General features: G+C 65.7%; 13 protein-coding genes. 4 read left to right on the forward strand and 9 right to left on the reverse strand.

Translation table 11 applies throughout. From position 1 onward, the window contains the following. Positions 1-37: 37 nt before the first annotated feature. Entirely contained in the window at positions 38-1969 is a 1932-nt protein-coding gene (locus NJ69_RS18270; RefSeq protein ID WP_039581916.1) for an FTR1 family protein, read from the reverse strand. A gap of 93 nt (positions 1970-2062) precedes the next feature. After that, positions 2063-2989 (reverse strand): LysR substrate-binding domain-containing protein, encoded by a 927-nt coding sequence (locus NJ69_RS18275; protein WP_039581918.1) that lies wholly within the window; start codon positions 2987-2989, stop codon positions 2063-2065. A gap of 158 nt (positions 2990-3147) precedes the next feature. Here NJ69_RS18275 and NJ69_RS18280 point away from each other — a divergent pair, with 158 nt between their 5' ends. Further along, complete coding sequence (locus NJ69_RS18280; protein WP_039581923.1) at positions 3148-4545, forward strand: NorM family multidrug efflux MATE transporter; 1398 nt, start codon at positions 3148-3150, stop codon at positions 4543-4545. Between the two features lie 30 nt (positions 4546-4575). Here NJ69_RS18280 and NJ69_RS18285 read toward each other — a convergent pair whose 3' ends face one another. Beyond that, positions 4576-6249 (reverse strand): putative bifunctional diguanylate cyclase/phosphodiesterase, encoded by a 1674-nt coding sequence (locus tag NJ69_RS18285; RefSeq protein WP_039581927.1) that lies wholly within the window; start codon positions 6247-6249, stop codon positions 4576-4578. Between the two features lie 253 nt (positions 6250-6502). On the opposite strand from NJ69_RS18285, the gene rep reads away from it, so the two are divergent. Together rep and NJ69_RS18295 are read left to right on the forward strand one after the other, a co-directional pair. Then, positions 6503-8512 carry a DNA helicase Rep gene (rep, locus tag NJ69_RS18290; RefSeq protein ID WP_039581930.1) on the forward strand — a complete coding sequence of 670 codons (2010 nt, stop codon included), beginning with the start codon at positions 6503-6505 and terminating at the stop codon, positions 8510-8512. A gap of 72 nt (positions 8513-8584) precedes the next feature. Next, entirely contained in the window at positions 8585-9157 is a 573-nt protein-coding gene (locus tag NJ69_RS18295) for a xanthine phosphoribosyltransferase (protein ID WP_029614720.1), read from the forward strand. A 6-nt stretch (positions 9158-9163) separates the two neighbouring features. Here NJ69_RS18295 and NJ69_RS18300 read toward each other — a convergent pair whose 3' ends face one another. From NJ69_RS18300 to dadA, 5 genes are all read right to left on the reverse strand, one after another. Continuing rightward, on the reverse strand, positions 9164-11032 hold the full coding sequence (locus NJ69_RS18300; protein ID WP_039581933.1) for an acetyl-CoA hydrolase/transferase C-terminal domain-containing protein: 1869 nt from the start codon (positions 11030-11032) through the stop codon (positions 9164-9166). Positions 11033-11187: 155 nt separating this feature from the next. Continuing rightward, positions 11188-11610 carry a c-type cytochrome gene (locus NJ69_RS18305; RefSeq protein WP_240326934.1) on the reverse strand — a complete coding sequence of 141 codons (423 nt, stop codon included), beginning with the start codon at positions 11608-11610 and terminating at the stop codon, positions 11188-11190. 135 nt (positions 11611-11745) lie between these two features. Then, positions 11746-12294 (reverse strand): cupin domain-containing protein, encoded by a 549-nt coding sequence (locus NJ69_RS18310; RefSeq protein WP_039581939.1) that lies wholly within the window; start codon positions 12292-12294, stop codon positions 11746-11748. A gap of 106 nt (positions 12295-12400) precedes the next feature. Beyond that, the gene (gene alr / locus NJ69_RS18315; RefSeq protein ID WP_039581950.1) at positions 12401-13474 is read right to left on the reverse strand and encodes an alanine racemase; all 1074 of its coding nucleotides are present in this window, start codon (positions 13472-13474) and stop codon (positions 12401-12403) included. A 96-nt stretch (positions 13475-13570) separates the two neighbouring features. Further along, positions 13571-14872 carry a D-amino acid dehydrogenase gene (gene dadA / locus NJ69_RS18320; protein WP_039581951.1) on the reverse strand — a complete coding sequence of 434 codons (1302 nt, stop codon included), beginning with the start codon at positions 14870-14872 and terminating at the stop codon, positions 13571-13573. Positions 14873-15026: 154 nt separating this feature from the next. On the opposite strand from dadA, the gene dadR reads away from it, so the two are divergent. Beyond that, complete coding sequence (dadR, locus tag NJ69_RS18325; RefSeq protein ID WP_039581953.1) at positions 15027-15515, forward strand: transcriptional regulator DadR; 489 nt, start codon at positions 15027-15029, stop codon at positions 15513-15515. A gap of 3 nt (positions 15516-15518) precedes the next feature. On the opposite strand, the gene NJ69_RS18330 is transcribed toward dadR, so the two are convergent. Further along, on the reverse strand, positions 15519-15869 hold the full coding sequence (locus NJ69_RS18330; protein ID WP_029614714.1) for a YkgJ family cysteine cluster protein: 351 nt from the start codon (positions 15867-15869) through the stop codon (positions 15519-15521). Positions 15870-15897: the final 28 nt, after the last annotated feature.

Here is a 15897-nt window from a genome sequence, read left to right on the forward strand (position 1 = left end):
AGTGTCGGACCCAACTGGACACAGGGCAAGCGCCACCTCAATTCGCCGCCGCCCGACGCTTCTCGGCCATCCACGAGCGTCCGTACAGCAGCACGACCGCCAGCAAGGCCACGGCCTGCGCAGCCAACGAATAGGCATCGGCATGAATGCCCAGCCAGTCGAATTCGAAGAACGGCACTGGCCGCGTGCCCAGCACGCCGGCTTCCTGCAACGCCTTCACGCCATGTCCGGCGAACACCACCGACAGCGCGCAGAGCAACGCAGCGTTGATGCTGAAGAACAGCGACAGCGGCAAGCGCGCCGAACCGCGCAGGATCACCCAGGCCAACCCCACCAGCAGCACCATCGCCGTGGCGCCACCGGCGAGCACCGCCTGATGCCCTGCAGGACCGGCCTGCAACCACAAGGTCTCGTAGAACAGGATCACCTCGAACAGCTCGCGGTACACCGAGAAGAACGCCAGCAGGGCGAAGCCGAAGCGCCCACCACCGCTGAGCAGGCTGCGCTTGATGTAGTCCTGCCAGGCGTCGGCGTGGCGCCGGTCATGCATCCACACCCCCAGCCACAGCACCATGACGGCGGCGAACAGCGCCGTACAGCCCTCGAGCAGCTCGCGCTGGGCGCCGCCGACGTCGATTACGTAAGCCGCCAGCGCCCAGGTGGCAAAGCCGGCGAGCAACGCCAGGCCCCAGCCGATGTTCACGCTGCGTACCGCCGATTGCTGGCCGGTGTTGCGCAGGAAGGCCAGGATCGCCGCCAGCACCAGGATCGCTTCCAGGCCTTCGCGCAGCAGGATCAGCAGCCCCGAGACGTAGCTCAGCGACCAACTCAGGCCATCGCTGCCCAGCAGCTTGGCGGCCTGCGCCAGTTTCACCTTGGCTTCGTCCAGGCGCTGCACCGCCTGCTCCACCGGCAAGCCGTCCTGCAGCGCCTGACGGTAAGCCATCAGCGACTTCTCGGTGTCCTTGCGCACCTGCGCGTCGATATTGTCGAGCGAGCTTTCCACCAGCTCGAAGCCTTCCAGGTAGGCCGCCACCGACAGGTCGTAGGCCTGGTCGTGATCGCCCTCGCGATAGGCCGCCAGGCTCTTGTCCAGGGTGCTGGAGGTGTAGTCGAGCAACTGCGCCGGCCCGCGCTTGACCTGCGGCGGCTGGGCACGCTGGGCGCGGAATGCCGCCACGGCCTCGGCGCCTTGGTTGGCGGCGACTTCGGCCGGGGTCTGACGCGCCAGATCGGCGATGTTCCAGGTGACGTCGCCTTTGCCAGCCTGAGGGTCGGCGCTGAAGCTGGCGATGTAGGCGGCCACGTCCCAACGCTGACGCTCGTCGAGCTGATCGGCGAACGATGGCATTTCAGTGCCTTCGATGCCCAGCCCCAGGGTGTTGTACAGGTCGAACAGGCTCAGCTGGTCGAGCCGCTCGACATTGCGCAAGTTGGCCGGCGCAGGCTCCAGGCCGACGCCCGCAGGACCGTCGCCGGCGCCCGTGTCGCCATGGCAGATCGCGCAGTTCTGCGCATACAGCGATGCGCCGCGCGCCGGGTCCGGGGTGATCACCGGGGCCTGGCTGACCTCGTAGGCCACCGCCAGGCGCGCGCCCAACTGTCGCGCCTGATGGGCCACCGCTGCGCCCGCTTGACGCTGGTCGATGGCCTGGCGCAGCGCCTGCACACCCTGCACCAGCGCATCGCGCTCGGGATGGGCCGGCAAGCCTGCGAGCAGCTCCGCCAGCACGGCGCCGAACTCCTGCTGCTCGCGGTACTCCGGGTCGTCCAGCACCTGGCCATCGCGCACCGTCGACGGGTAGTCGGCGCCGATGTAGTCCAGCAGATGCAGGGCCTTGGTGGCTTCTGCGGGGGACTCGGCCACAGCCAGGCAACTGCACAGCGCCAGCACCGGCAACAACAGCCAGGCAAGCAGAGAAGAGCGGGAATTCATGGCGAATCTCGGCGGGAATACGAAAGCGAACATTGTTCACTTCCACTTCGCGCCACTCAAGCTGCGCGCAGGGATTTCATGAAAAATCTTGCGACAAATCAGTAGGACATCGCGTCATCAACGCCATCAGCGCGCATCAAGGATTTCCACGTCCGGCAGGTCCATCGACGCGGCTTCCTCCTGAAGGAACGCACTCAAGCGCCGCAGACGTTCGCCACCGGGCCGCGTGCGTGGCCATACCAGGTAGTAGTCCAGCCCGCTGGGCACAGCGGTGGGCCAGGGCAGGCTCAGGCGGCCGGCGGCAACGTCCTCGGCCACCATCAGCAGGTCGCCCATCGACACGCCGTAGCCACGCGCGGCGGCGATCATGCCCAGCTCCAGCGTGTCGAACACCTGTCCACCTTTGATCGGCACCGTTTCGCTCAGGCCCATGCGCGCCAACCAACTGCGCCAGTCGCGGCGGTCGGGGGTGGGGTGCAGCAGCTCGGTCCCGGCCAGCCGCTGCGCATCCCAAGGGGCCTCGGCCTGCAATTGCGGTGCACCGACCGGAATCAACAGCTCGGCGAACAGTCGACGCACTTCCCAGTCGGCGGAGAAGTTGCCGTCGCTGAGCAGCACGGCGCAATCGAAGGGCTCTTGGTTGAAGTCCACATGGTCCACGTCCATCCAGGCGCTGGTCAGTTGCACCTCGTTGCCCGGCTGCAAATGACGAAAACGACTCAGGCGCGCCAGCAGCCAGCGCATGGTCAAGGTCGAGGGCGCCTTCATGCGCAGCATGTCGTCCTCGCCACGCAGGGTGTTGCAGGCGCGCTCCAGGGCTGCGAAGCCGTCGCGTACGCCGGGCAGCAGCAGGCGCGCGGCTTCGGTGAGCTGCAAGCTGCGACCATGGCGGATGAACAGGCGGCAGCCGAAGTGCGCTTCCAGGGTGCGGATATGCCGGCTGACCGCGCTCTGGGTGATGGACAGCTCTTCGCCCGCGCGGGTGAACGAGCACAACCGCGCCGCGGCTTCGAATGCGCGCAACGCATAAAGAGCAGGCAACTGACGAGACATGCGGCTCCCGTAAAAAGGACATGGCGTGAACGAAGTGGATCTTAGCTGCATGAGTTCAACTCATGCCAGGCATCGCATTTATCCTTTTGTGCAAACATGACCGACGCCGCAGAATCGTCCACTTTCATCGCCGCGCCCACACCGAAGGACTCCGCCCCATGCACGTCGCGCCCACCACCGAACTCAAGGCCTTGCTGCGCCTGGCAGGCCCTCTGGTCGCCTCGCAACTGGCGCACATGCTGATGGTGCTCACCGACACCCTGATGATGGCCCGCATCAGCCCGCAGGCCCTGGCCGGCGGCGGGCTGGGTGCGGCCAGTTATTCGTTCGTGTCGATCTTCTGCCTGGGCGTGATCGCCGCCGTCGGCACCCTGGTAGCCTTCCGCAAGGGCGCAGGCGACATCGCCGGTGCCACGCGCCTGGCGCAGAACGGGCTGTGGCTGGCCTGGGGCCTGGCCTTGGCTGCCGGCCTGGCGCTGTGGAACCTCAAGCCGCTGTTGCTGCTGTTCGGCCAGCGCCCGGACAACGTCGAGATGGCCATGCAGTTCCTCACGCTGCTACCCCTGGCGCTGCCCGGCTACCTCACCTTCATGGCCCTGCGCGGCTTCACCAGCGCCTTGGGCCATTCCACCCCGGTGATGGTCATCAGCCTGGTGGGCACGGTGCTCAACTACCTGATCAACCATGCACTGATCGAGGGGCTGTACGGCTTGCCGAAACTCGGCCTGATGGGCATCGGCCTGGTCACCGCCGTGGTGTCGCTGGGCATGGCGGTCGCCCTGGCGCTGTATATCCGCTGGCACCGCGCCTACGACGCCTATCCCCTGCGCCAGGGCCTGTCGCGGCCGTCGCTGGAGGCGCTGCGCGAACTGTGGCGACTGGGCCTGCCGATCGGCGGCACGTACATCGTCGAAGTGGGCCTGTTCGCCTTCGCCGCCCTGTGCATGGGCGTGCTGGGCAACACGGAGCTGGCCGCGCACCAGATTGCCCTGCCGATCATTTCGGCAGCGTTCATGGTGCCGACCGGCTTGTCGTATGCGGTGACCATGCGGGTCGGGCTGTACTACGGCGCCGGCAACCTGCTGGCGGCCCGCAGCGCCGGGCGGGTGGGCATCGGCATGGGCGCGGTGATCATGTTCGCCTTCGCCGTGCTGTTCTGGTTGTTCCCGGACACCCTGGTCGGCTGGCTGGTGGACCGCCATGATCCGGCCTTCGCCGACATTTTCGCGCTGGCCGTGCAACTGGTGATGGTGGCGGCGTGGTTCGAACTGTTCGACGGCACCCAGACCATCGCCATGGGCTCGATCCGTGGCTTGAAGGATGCCAAGACTACCTTCGTCATCGGCTTGCTGTGCTACTGGCTGGTCGGTGCCCCCGCCGCCTGGCTGTTCGCGTTCACCCTCGGTGGCGGCGCCGTGGGCATCTGGTGGGGACTGGCGCTGGGTCTTGCGTGCGCCGCGGTGGCACTGACCCTGGCGTTCGAGTGGCGGATGCGGCGGTTGCTGGACAGGGCCGGTGGTGGCCAGCCGCAAGCCTCGCGGATCTCGCGGCGCTGATCCATGGGCGCGGGTTCACGCGCGCCCCGTTCACGGCGGCGCCTGACCCGCACGCTCCCCGCCGCACGCCTCCAGCAGGTACTCCATCAGTTCGTCCACCGGTAGAGGCCGACTCACCAGGAAGCCCTGCACCTGGTCGCAACCAAACTCGCGCAGCAAGGCCATCTGCTCCTCGCTTTCCACGCCTTCGGCTACCACCTCCAGGTTGAGGTTGTGCGCCAGGTTGATCATCGCGTGCACGAGTTTGCGGTTCTCTTCGCGCTGCTCCATGCCGGCGACGAAGCTGCGGTCGATCTTGAGCAGCGCGATGGGCAGGCTGTTCAGGTGCACGAACGACGAGAAGCCCGTGCCGAAATCGTCCAGCGAGAAGCGCACGCCCAGCCGCCCGAGGGCATCCATGGTCTGGCGCACCACCTCGTTGCGGCGCATCACCGCCGTTTCGGTCAGTTCGAACTCCAGCCAGCGCGCATCGACGCCATGCTCGACGATCAGTCGACTCAGGGTGGCCAGCAGTTGGCTGTCCTGGAACTGGCGGAAGCTCAGGTTCACCGCCATGTGCAAGGGATCGAGACCGCGCAGTTGCAAGGTCTGCATGTCGCGCAGGGCGCGGCAGATCACCCAGTAGCCCAGCGGCACGATCAGCCCGCTCTGCTCGGCCAGCGGTACGAACTCGCTCGGTGCCAACAGGCCACGCTGCGGATGGCGCCAGCGCACCAGCGCTTCCAGGCCGACGATACGTCCCGCGCCCAGGTCCAGGCGCGGCTGGTAGTGCAGCTCCAGCTCATCGCGGCGCAGCGCCCGCCGCAGCTCGCTTTCCAGGTCGGCCAGGCTGCGGGCATGACGATTGATCCGCTCGTTGAACACATGGTACGTGCAGCCCTGGACGCCCTTGGCCTGGCGCATGGCAATGTGCGCATGCCACATCAGCGGGTCGGCGCCCGCCTGGGCGCGGGCGTGGGCCAGGCCCAGGCTGCATCCCAGCAACAGGCTTTCACCATCGACCCAGTAGGGCTCGGCCAGGGCTTCGACGATGGCCTCGGCGATGCGCTCGGCGCGGCCGGTGTCGTGGCGGGTGTCGATCAGCAGGGCGAACTCGTCGCTACCCAGGCGCGCCAACTGATCGTCGCCCCCCAGCAACTGCTTGAGCCGGTGCACCACCTGCAATATCACCCGGTCGCCGCCCTGATGGCCGAGCGCGTCGTTGACGTGGCGGAAGGTGTCCAGGTCCAGGTGACCGAGGGCCAGGCCGCGACCGCCATGCTGGGTCAAGCGTGCGGCCAGCAGCGCCTGGAAGCCCTGGCGGTTGGCGATGCCGGTGAGCGGATCCTGCTCGGCCAAGCGCTGCAACGAGGCCACCAGCGCGCCGCGCTCGCGTACATGGCGCAGTGAGCGACGCAGCGTATCGCTGCTCAACTGGTCACGCACCAGCCAATCGCTGACGCCTTCCGGCGCCTTATCCGGCTCGGCGTCGAGCAGCAGGATGACCGGCAACGCGCAGCGGCCCACCGCTGGCTGCAACTCGGGCGTGGCCAGCACCACCGCCTGGCGATCATGGGCGAAGAGGCTGTCCACCGCCTCCCAGCTCGGCGCGGTCAGCAACACGGCGCTGTCGGCCAACGGTCGCGCACAGTCGCGCAACAGGGCGGCCCAAAGCGGCTCCTCGGCCAACAGCAGCAGACGCAAGGGTTCGGTGGGCGTGGACAAGCGGGCTCCTTAGGCCGTGGACCGATGATGTCGAGTAGCCATATGCTAACCGACAATTAGCAATGATTCTCACTTTTAAACGTGGCGGTCCCTGCCCGGCATTACGACGGATTTCGGGGTGCATCCTGCGCCAAACGCGCCGCCTGGGCAATTGTGTCGAAACCCGACAGTGCCCGGTCGGACGGTCGCGCCACAACCCCCCCATGCCTGCTAGAATGCGCGGCTATTTTTCTGGTCACCCCCGGTTTCTAGCATGTCCCGACTCAATCCCCGGCAACAGGAAGCCCGAGACTACGTCGGCGGCCCTCTCTTGGTGCTCGCCGGTGCAGGCTCCGGCAAGACCAGCGTGATCACGCGCAAGATCGCCCACCTCATCCAGAACTGCGGCATCCGTGCCCAGTACATCGTCGCCATGACCTTCACCAACAAGGCCGCGCGCGAGATGAAGGAGCGGGTCGCCACCCTGCTGCGCCCGGGCGAGGGCCGGGGCCTGACGGTGTGCACCTTCCACAACCTGGGCCTGAACATCATCCGCCGGGAACACCAGCGCCTGGGCTACAAGCCAGGTTTCTCGATCTTCGACGAGTCCGACATCAAGGCGCTGCTGTCGGACATCATGCAGAAGGAATATTCCGGCGACGACGGCCTGGACGAGATCAAGAACATGATCGGGTCGTGGAAGAACGACCTGATCCTGCCCGCCGAAGCCCTGGAAAAGGCGCGCAACCCGCGCGAGCAGACCGCTGCCATCGTCTACACCCACTACCAGCGCACGCTCAAGGCGTACAACGCGGTGGACTTCGACGACCTGATCCTGCTGCCGGTCAAGTTGTTCCAGGAGCACCCGGACGTGCTCGATCGCTGGCAGAACCGAGTGCGCTACCTGCTGGTCGACGAATACCAGGACACCAACGCCAGCCAGTACCTGCTGGTGAAAATGCTCATCGGCCTGCGCAACCAGTTCACCGTGGTCGGCGACGATGACCAGTCGATCTACGCCTGGCGCGGCGCGCGCCCGGAAAACCTGATGCTGCTCAAGGAGGACTACCCGTCCCTGAAGGTGGTGATGCTCGAGCAGAACTACCGCTCCACCAGCCGCATCCTGCGCTGCGCCAACGTGCTGATCGCCAACAACCCCCACGACTTCGAGAAGCAGTTGTGGAGCGAGATGGGCGTGGGCGACGAAATCCGCGTAATTCGCTGCAAGAACGAGGAAGCCGAGGCCGAACGCGTGGCCATGGAAATCCTGACCCTGCACCTGCGCACCGACCGTCCCTACAGCGATTTCGCCATCCTCTACCGCGGCAACTACCAGGCCAAGCTGATCGAGCTGAAGCTGCAGCACCACCAGGTGCCCTATCGCCTCTCCGGCGGCAACAGCTTCTTCGCACGCCAGGAGGTCAAGGACCTCATGGCCTACCTGCGCCTGCTGGTCAATCCGGACGACGACAACGCCTACCTGCGGGTGATCAACGTGCCACGCCGCGAGATCGGCTCGACCACCCTGGAGAAGCTCGGCAACTACGCCACCGAGCGCGGTGTGTCGATGTACGCCGCCAGCGAGGAGATGGGCCTGGGCGAGCACCTGGACGCGCGCTACACCGAGCGCCTGCAGCGCTTCAAGCACTGGCTCGACGGCGTGCGCCACAAGGTCGCTCTGGACGACCCGATCGCCGCGCTGCACGAGATGGTCAAGGACATCGACTACGAGAACTGGATTCGCCAGAACACCGCCAGCGACAAGGCCGCGGATTTTCGCATCGGCAACGTCTGGTTCCTCATCGACGCCCTGAAGAACACCCTGGAGAAAGACGAAGAGGGTGACATGACCATCGAGGACGCCATCGGCAAGCTGGTGCTGCGCGACATGCTCGAACGCCAGCAGGAAGAGGAAGAAAACGCCGAGGGCGTGCAGATGATGACCCTGCATGCCTCCAAGGGCCTGGAATTCCCCTACGTGTTCATCATGGGCATGGAAGAAGAAATCCTGCCGCACCGCTCCAGCATCGAAGCCGACACCATCGAGGAAGAACGCCGTCTGGCCTACGTGGGCATCACCCGCGCGCGCCAGACCCTGGCGTTCACCTTCGCCGCCAAGCGCAAGCAGTACGGCGAGATCATCGATTGCACCCCCAGCCGCTTCCTCGACGAGTTGCCACCGGACGACCTGGCCTGGGAAGGCCTGGACGACGCCCCGGTGGAGGTCAAGGCCGCGCGAGGCAACAACGCACTGGCCGACATTCGGGCCATGCTCAAACGCTGAATCACCCCTACTCTTTCAACCTGTGCCGCGACCCTTGGATGCGGCGACTTTTGCTACATCGAGGAATACACAGTGCAAGCACTGCATCAGAAGATTCGCGAAGAAGGCATCGTGCTTTCCGATCAGGTTCTCAAAGTCGACGCGTTTCTCAATCACCAGATCGATCCTGCCCTGATGCAGCTGATCGGTGACGAGTTCGCCCGCCTGTTCGCCGATGCCGGCGTGACCAAGATCGTCACCATCGAAGCCTCCGGTATTGCGCCGGCCGTGATGACCGGCCTGAAACTGGGCGTGCCGGTGATCTTCGCCCGCAAGCACCAGTCGCTGACCCTGACCGAGAACCTGCTCACCGCGTCGGTGTACTCGTTCACCAAGCAGACCGAGAACACCGTGGCCATTTCGCCGCGCCACCTGAACAGCAGCGACCGCGTGCTGGTGATCGACGACTTCCTGGCCAACGGCAAGGCCTCGCAGGCGCTGATCTCGATCATCAAGCAGGCCGGTGCCACCGTGGCAGGCCTGGGCATCGTCATCGAGAAGTCGTTCCAGGGCGGCCGCGCCGAGCTGGACAGCCAGGGCTACCGTGTCGAGTCGCTGGCGCGGGTGCAGTCGCTGGCAGGCGGTGTGGTCACCTTCATCGAGTGACCCCCGCTACAGGCGGCGGGTCGCGTGCAGGCCCGCCAGCAGCAAGCGCTGGTACAGCTCCTCCTTCAGGCCTCCGGGCTGCGCCAGGTTCATTCGCGCCAGGTGCGCCGGATACGCCTCGGGCTCGGGCGCATCCAGCGCTGCCTTGCCCAGCGCCAGCGCTTCGCTCAGCTTGAACTTGCTCTTGAGCCAGTTCAGCGCACGCAGCACGTCCTGTTCTTGAGCCGTGAAGTCGCTGCCCAGTGGATACTCGGCGAACATCGACGCATGCCGCGCCCTGATCGCCTCCAGGCGTTCGGGCGTGTTGTCGGTGAAGCGGGCGTCCAAGGCGAAATCCTGCGCCAGCTTGCCGGCCTTCTTGGCCTGGGCCATCAGCGTTTGCTGGAAACGTGAGTCGCTGATCGCCAACAGCCGTGCGATCACCTCGCTGTCGGTCTGCCCGCGCAGGTCGGCGATGCCGTATTCGGTGATGACGATGTCGCGCAGATGGCGCGGGATGGTGCAATGCCCGTACTGCCAGTACAGGTTCGAGCTCACTTCGCCACCGGCTTCACGCCAACTGCGCAGCAGCAGGATCGAGCGCGCGCCTTGCAATGCGTGGCCCTGGGCGACGAAGTTGTATTGCCCACCGACGCCGCTGAGCACCCTGCCGTCTTCCAACTGGTCGGCCACCCCAGCACCCAGCAAGGTCATGCCGAACACCGTGTTGACGAACCGCGCGTCGCGCCGCTGTCGGCGCTTGAGCGCTTCGTCGCCGTACAACTCGTTGATGAAGCTGATGGCCGTCATGGAAAAACGCGCACGCTGCTCCAGCGACATGTGCCGCAGGCGCTGATAGAAATCGGCCGGGCCGAGGAAGAAGCCGCCGTGCACCAGCACGCCGTGCTCGTCTGCCGGACGTCGTACCACGCCCGCCTCGGCCAGCGTCAGCAGGCCGTTGACGAACATCTCGCTGCAGCCATACAGGCCCTGGGCGAAGTCGTCCTGCCCGCCTTCACGGTCGATCAGGCTCCGCCAGGGGCTGAGGTCGAAGTCGTCCAGCAGCGCCCGGTAGGCGGCGTTGTCGGCCTGGCGCGCCAGAAGAGCCGCCGCCACCGCATCGCCCATGGCACCAATGCCGATCTGCAACGTACCGCCATCGCGCACCAGCGTGCTGGCGTACACGCCAATGCAGTGGTCCTGGACGGTGACCGGCATGTTCGGCGTGCTGAACAGGCGCCGCTGCTCGACTTCGTCGATCAGCAGGTCGAAGGCCTGGATGTGCAACTCGGCATCGCCCGGCATGTAGGGCAGTTCGGCATGCACCTGGCCGAGCATGAGCACGGTCTCGCCAGCGGCGCGGCGTGCGGCGACCATCGGCAGCAGGTCCAGGGTGATGTCGGGGTTGCAGGCCAGGCTGAGGTGCTCCGGGCGCTCCGGCGTGGCGGCGACCAATTGGGCGATCAGGTTCAGGCCCTTGGCATTGATGTCGCGGGCGGCGTGGCTGTAGTTGCTGCTGACGTAGTCCTGCTGGGCAGACGCGCTGTGCAGCAGGGAGCCGGGCTGCATGAAGAACTGCTCGACGCGGATGTTGGCCGGCAGTGTGTCGTCGCGCAGGTCCTTGAGGTAGTCGAGCTCTTCGTAATCGGCGAACACCCGTTCGAGGAAGGGTTCGAGAAAGCGCTGCTGCAGGCCCTCGCCAAGCGGCGGACGGCCCAGGCTGAGGGCGGTATAGATCGTCAGGCGGCGCTCGGGCAGCGCGCGGATGCGGGCGTAGAGCGCATTGACGAAGGCATTGGGCTTACCCAGCCCCAGCGGCAAGCCCATGTGGATATGGGCCGGGAGACGGGCCAGGGCCTGGTCGACGGCGTGGTCGATCGAGCAACGGTGGGGCATTGGAAGCTCCTGCGGCGTGTGAGGCGTACAGGATGTGACCATTGCCGGGAGCGTGTGGCTCCCGACCTGTCGTGCAAATGCTACGACGACCCGCGTTCGTTGCGACCGGTTCGCGGCACGAGGCCGCGTCTACACCACCGTCTTCTGGCGTGGGATCAGAGCCCGGACATCTTCTTGATAGCGCCCTTGAGCTCGTCGTCCGAGCAGTCGCCGCAGGTGCCCTTGGGCGGCATGGCGTTCAGGCCGGTGATGGCCTTGGCCAGAATGCCGTCCAGACCACCCTGGTGATCGGCGCGCTCTTTCCAGGCCGCCGTGTCGCCGATCTTCGGCGCGTTCAGCAGGCCAGTGGCATGGCAGGCGTTGCAGTGCTTGGCGACGATGTCGTCGGCGCTTCTGGCGCCAGCGCCGGCGGCCGCAGCGGTGACGGCCATGCCTTGGCATTCCTGGCCCTGAATGCACACCTTGCCGACCGGCTCCAGGCGCTTGGCGATGTCGTCGTTGGTCGCTGCGGTCGCACTCAGCGCCCACACAGCGAACAGGGCTGCTGGTACGGCCAGCATCTTCTTGATTGGGTTCACGCGTACACCCTCATGGTGGCTGATCAGGCTCGCGGCCACGGTTGGCGAGCGCGGCCGAGTATAGCGACAAGCCCTGAGGGCGTGAACGACCCTACTGCGTAAAGGGGTATTGGCGACGCAATAGCCTGAGCTGGATCAAAAATTCGAGGGGGTGGCGGCGCTGATGAGCCGGGCGGGCTCATCGAACGGATTGCGGAAACGGTGCGGGCGGGTGCTTTCGAAGTAGTAGCTGTCGCCGGCTTCGAGCAGGAAGGTTTCGGTGCCCACCACCAGCTCCAGGCGACCTTCGAGCAGGATGCCGGTCTCCTCGCCGTCGTGGGTGAGCATTTCTTCACCCGTGTCGGCGCCGGGCGGGTACACCTCGTTGAGAAAGGCGATGGCGCGGTTGGGGTGCGACTTGCCGACCAGCTTCATGGTCACCGCGCCGTCGGAAATGTCGATCAGCTCGTGGGCCTTGTAGACGATCTGCGTCGGACTTTCCGGCGCCAGTTCGACGGAGAAGAACTCCACCATCGACATGGGAATGCCGCTGAGCACCTTGCGCAGCGAGCTGATCGAGGGGCTCACGCTGTTTTTCTCGATCATCGAGATGGTGCTGTTGGTCACCCCCGCCCGTTTGGCGAGTTCGCGCTGGGACAGGCCCTTGAGCTTGCGGATGGCTTGCAGTCGTTCGCCAACGTCCAAAGCGTGGGTCTCCAGAAACGGTCGTGGTGAGGCAAAGTGTGAACGATATCATGGCAATGCCGTTCAGTATTTACAACACGACCGCCTCTCACCGCCGCGAACGACCTTACTGGCCCTCGTACTCCAGCGGCACCCGGCGCAGGTTGCAGAAAATCTGATAGGGGATGGTGCCCGCCTGCTGCGCTACATCGCTGGCCAATACCTGCTTGCCCCACAACTCCACCGGGCTGCCGACGGTCGCCTCGGGCACCTCGGTGAGGTCGACGCAGAGCATGTCCATCGACACCCGGCCGATCAGTTGCGTGCGCTTGCCCGCGACCACCACCGGCGTGCCGCTGGGGGCATGTCGCGGATAGCCATCGGCATAGCCCATGGCGACCACGCCGACGCGGGTCGGGCGCGTGCTGGTGAACCGCGCGCCATAGCCCACCGGCTCACCGATGGGCAGCTCACGCACACTGATGATGCGCGATTGCAGGGTCATCACCGGCTGCAGGCGCGCCGCCTGGGCCTGCTCGACCTCGAAGGGCGAGGCGCCGTACAGCATGATGCCCGGTCGTACCCAGTCGCTCGGCGTGTTCGGCCACGCCAGCACGCCCGGGGAATTGCGCAGGCTGCACTCGGCGGTGAGGCCCTGGCGCGCGGCCTCGAAGGCGGCAACCTGCTGTTCGGTGGTCGCCGCGTCCAGTTCGTCGGCCCGGGAGAAATGGCTCATCAGCACGATGCGCGCGACCTTGCCGCTGGCCAGCAGACGCTGATAGGCCTCGTGGTAGTCCTTCGGGTGCAGGCCGACACGGTGCATGCCGCTGTCGAGCTTGAGCCAGATGTTCAATGGCTTGTGCACCGGATGCTGTTCGATGGCCTCGAGCTGCCATAGCGAATGGACCACGCACCACAGGTCATGCTCGGCGATCAGCGACAGCTCGCTGGCCTCGAAAAACCCTTCGAGCAGCAGCACCGGCGCCTTGATGCCCGCGGCGCGCAGCTCCAGCGCCTCCTCGATGCAGGCCACGGCAAAGCCGTCGGCATCGGCCTCAAGGGCCAGCGCACAGCGCACAGCACCATGGCCGTAAGCATCGGCCTTGACCACGGCCAGGGCCTTGGCACCGGCCAGTTCACGGGCCAGACGGTAGTTGTGACGCAGCGCTTGGAGGTCGATCAGGGCACGGGCGGGGCGCATGGGGCAGCCTTCTGGTGGATCTGGTTATGGGCAGATGGGACATTCATCACGGTTGAGCCCGCGCCTACCGGGGGCGGGCTCAACCGGTCATCGTCGTTACTGATGGGCCGACAGCGGACGGCCCTGCCGAGCGACCTCACCGGCTTGGCCATAGCGCGAGATGTCCAGACCTTCGGCACTGATCTGCGGCTTCTTGCGCGCAATCAGGTCGGCCAACAGGCGGCCGGAGCCACAGGCCATGGTCCAGCCCAAGGTGCCGTGACCGGTGTTCAGGTACAGGTTGCTCAGCGCGGTGGCGCCGACGATCGGCGTGCCATCCGGGGTAGCCGGGCGCAGGCCGGTCCAGAAACTGGCCTGGCTCAGGTCGCCGCCGCGAGGATAAAGGTCGTTGACGATCATCTCCAGCGTTTCGCGCCGACGCGGGTTCAGAGAGAGGTCGAAGCCGGCGATTTCAGCCATGCCGCCGACCCGAATACGGTTGTCGAAGCGGGTGATGGCGACCTTGTAGGTTTCGTCGAGGATGGTCGAAGTCGGCGCCATCGCCGCGTCGGTGATCGGCACGGTCAGCGAGTAGCCCTTGAGCGGGTACACCGGGGCCTTGATGCCCAACGGCTTGAGCAATTGCGGCGAATAGCTGCCCAGCGCCAGGACGTAGCGGTCAGCCGTTTCCAGCTTGCCGTCGATCCACACGCCGTTGAGTCGGTCACCGGCCTGATCCAGGCGCTGGATGTTTTCCCCGAAGCGGAACTCGACACCCAGTTTCACGGCCATTTCCGCGAGTTGGGTGGTGAACAGCTGGCAGTCGCCGGTCTGGTCGTTGGGCAGGCGCAGGGCACCGGCCAACAGGTGCTTGGCCCCTGCCAGGGCGGGTTCGACCCGGGCGATGGCATCGCGGTCGAGCAATTCGTAGGGCACGCCGGACTGTTCGAGCACGGCGATGTCCTTGGCCGCGGCATCCACCTGGGCCTGGGTGCGGAACAACTGGGTGGTGCCCAGGGTGCGGCTTTCGTAGGCGATGCCGGTTTCGGCGCGCAGTTCGTCGAGGCAGTCGCGGCTGTATTCGGACAACCGCACCATGCGCTCCTTGTTCACCGCATAACGGCTGGCGGTGCAGTTGCGCAGCATCTGCGCCATCCACAGGTACTGATCGACATCGCCGGTGAGCTTGATGGCCAGCGGGGCGTGCCGCTCGAGCAGCCATTTGATGGCCTTGAGCGGAACGCCCGGTGCAGCCCAGGGCGAGGCGTAGCCGGGCGAGATCTGGCCTGCGTTGGCGAAGCTGGTTTCCATGGCCACCGCCGGTTGGCGATCGACCACCGTGACCTCGAAACCTTGCCGGGCCAGGTAGTAGGCACTGGCGGTCCCGATCACACCGCTACCAAGTACCAGAACTCGCATCGTCTATCCCTCATGCGCGGCGCACCGCTGTGTTGTTCGAAATGGCATGGATGCGCGCAGTATAAGAATCTCAGGCCAGTGCATTTCACTATATAAGCGCCTATATTTGGCGAGAATTCTCGGCACGAACGCCTTAGACGGAGGGGCATCCCCTATGAGAACCCAGCACCAGAGCAAGCGGGAACTGGACAAGATCGACCGCAACATCTTGCGCATCCTGCAAAGCGACGGGCGCATCTCGTTCACTGAACTGGGCGAGAAAGTCGGGCTGTCCACCACGCCCTGCACCGAGCGCGTGCGCCGTCTGGAACGCGAGGGGATCATCATGGGCTACAACGCCCGGCTCAACCCGCAGCACTTGAAGGGCAGCCTGCTGGTGTTCGTCGAGATCAGCCTGGACTACAAGTCGGGCGACACCTTCGAGGAGTTCCGCCGCGCCGTGCTCAAGCTGCCCCATGTGCTGGAATGCCACCTGGTTTCCGGCGACTTCGATTACCTGGTCAAGGCACGCATCTCGGAGATGGCGTCGTACCGCAAGCTGCTCGGCGACATCCTGCTCAAGCTGCCCCATGTGCGGGAATCGAAAAGCTACATCGTGATGGAGGAGGTGAAGGAGAGCCTCTGCCTGCCGATTCCGGACTGAACCTCAGACCAGCACCTGGCGGGTACTGGCGATGTAACCATGAATCAGTTGCTCGGCCTGCGGCTCGATCGGCGTCTGCGGCCCGCGACCGCGTGGACAGGCCAGGCGCGGGGTGGTGCCGAACAAGCGGCAGATCAGCGGGCGCTCTGTATAGACGGTGCAACCTTGAGGACCGAGGTGCACGCAATCCAGGCGCTGCAAGGCAGCCTCCTGCTCGGCCGCGGTCTTGCGCGGCAGACGCGCCATCTCCGCGCTGGAGGTGGTGACCGGGCCGCAGCAGTCGTGGCAGCCGGGCTCGCATTCGAACGAAGGGATGAGTTCGCGCAGGAACTGGATCTTGTGGGTGCAGGACATGGTCGGCGTGTCATTGAGAGGCCGGGCA

It is taken from the genome of Pseudomonas parafulva, assembly GCF_000800255.1.
GTDB classification, from domain to species: Bacteria; Pseudomonadota; Gammaproteobacteria; order Pseudomonadales; family Pseudomonadaceae; genus Aquipseudomonas; species Aquipseudomonas boreofloridensis.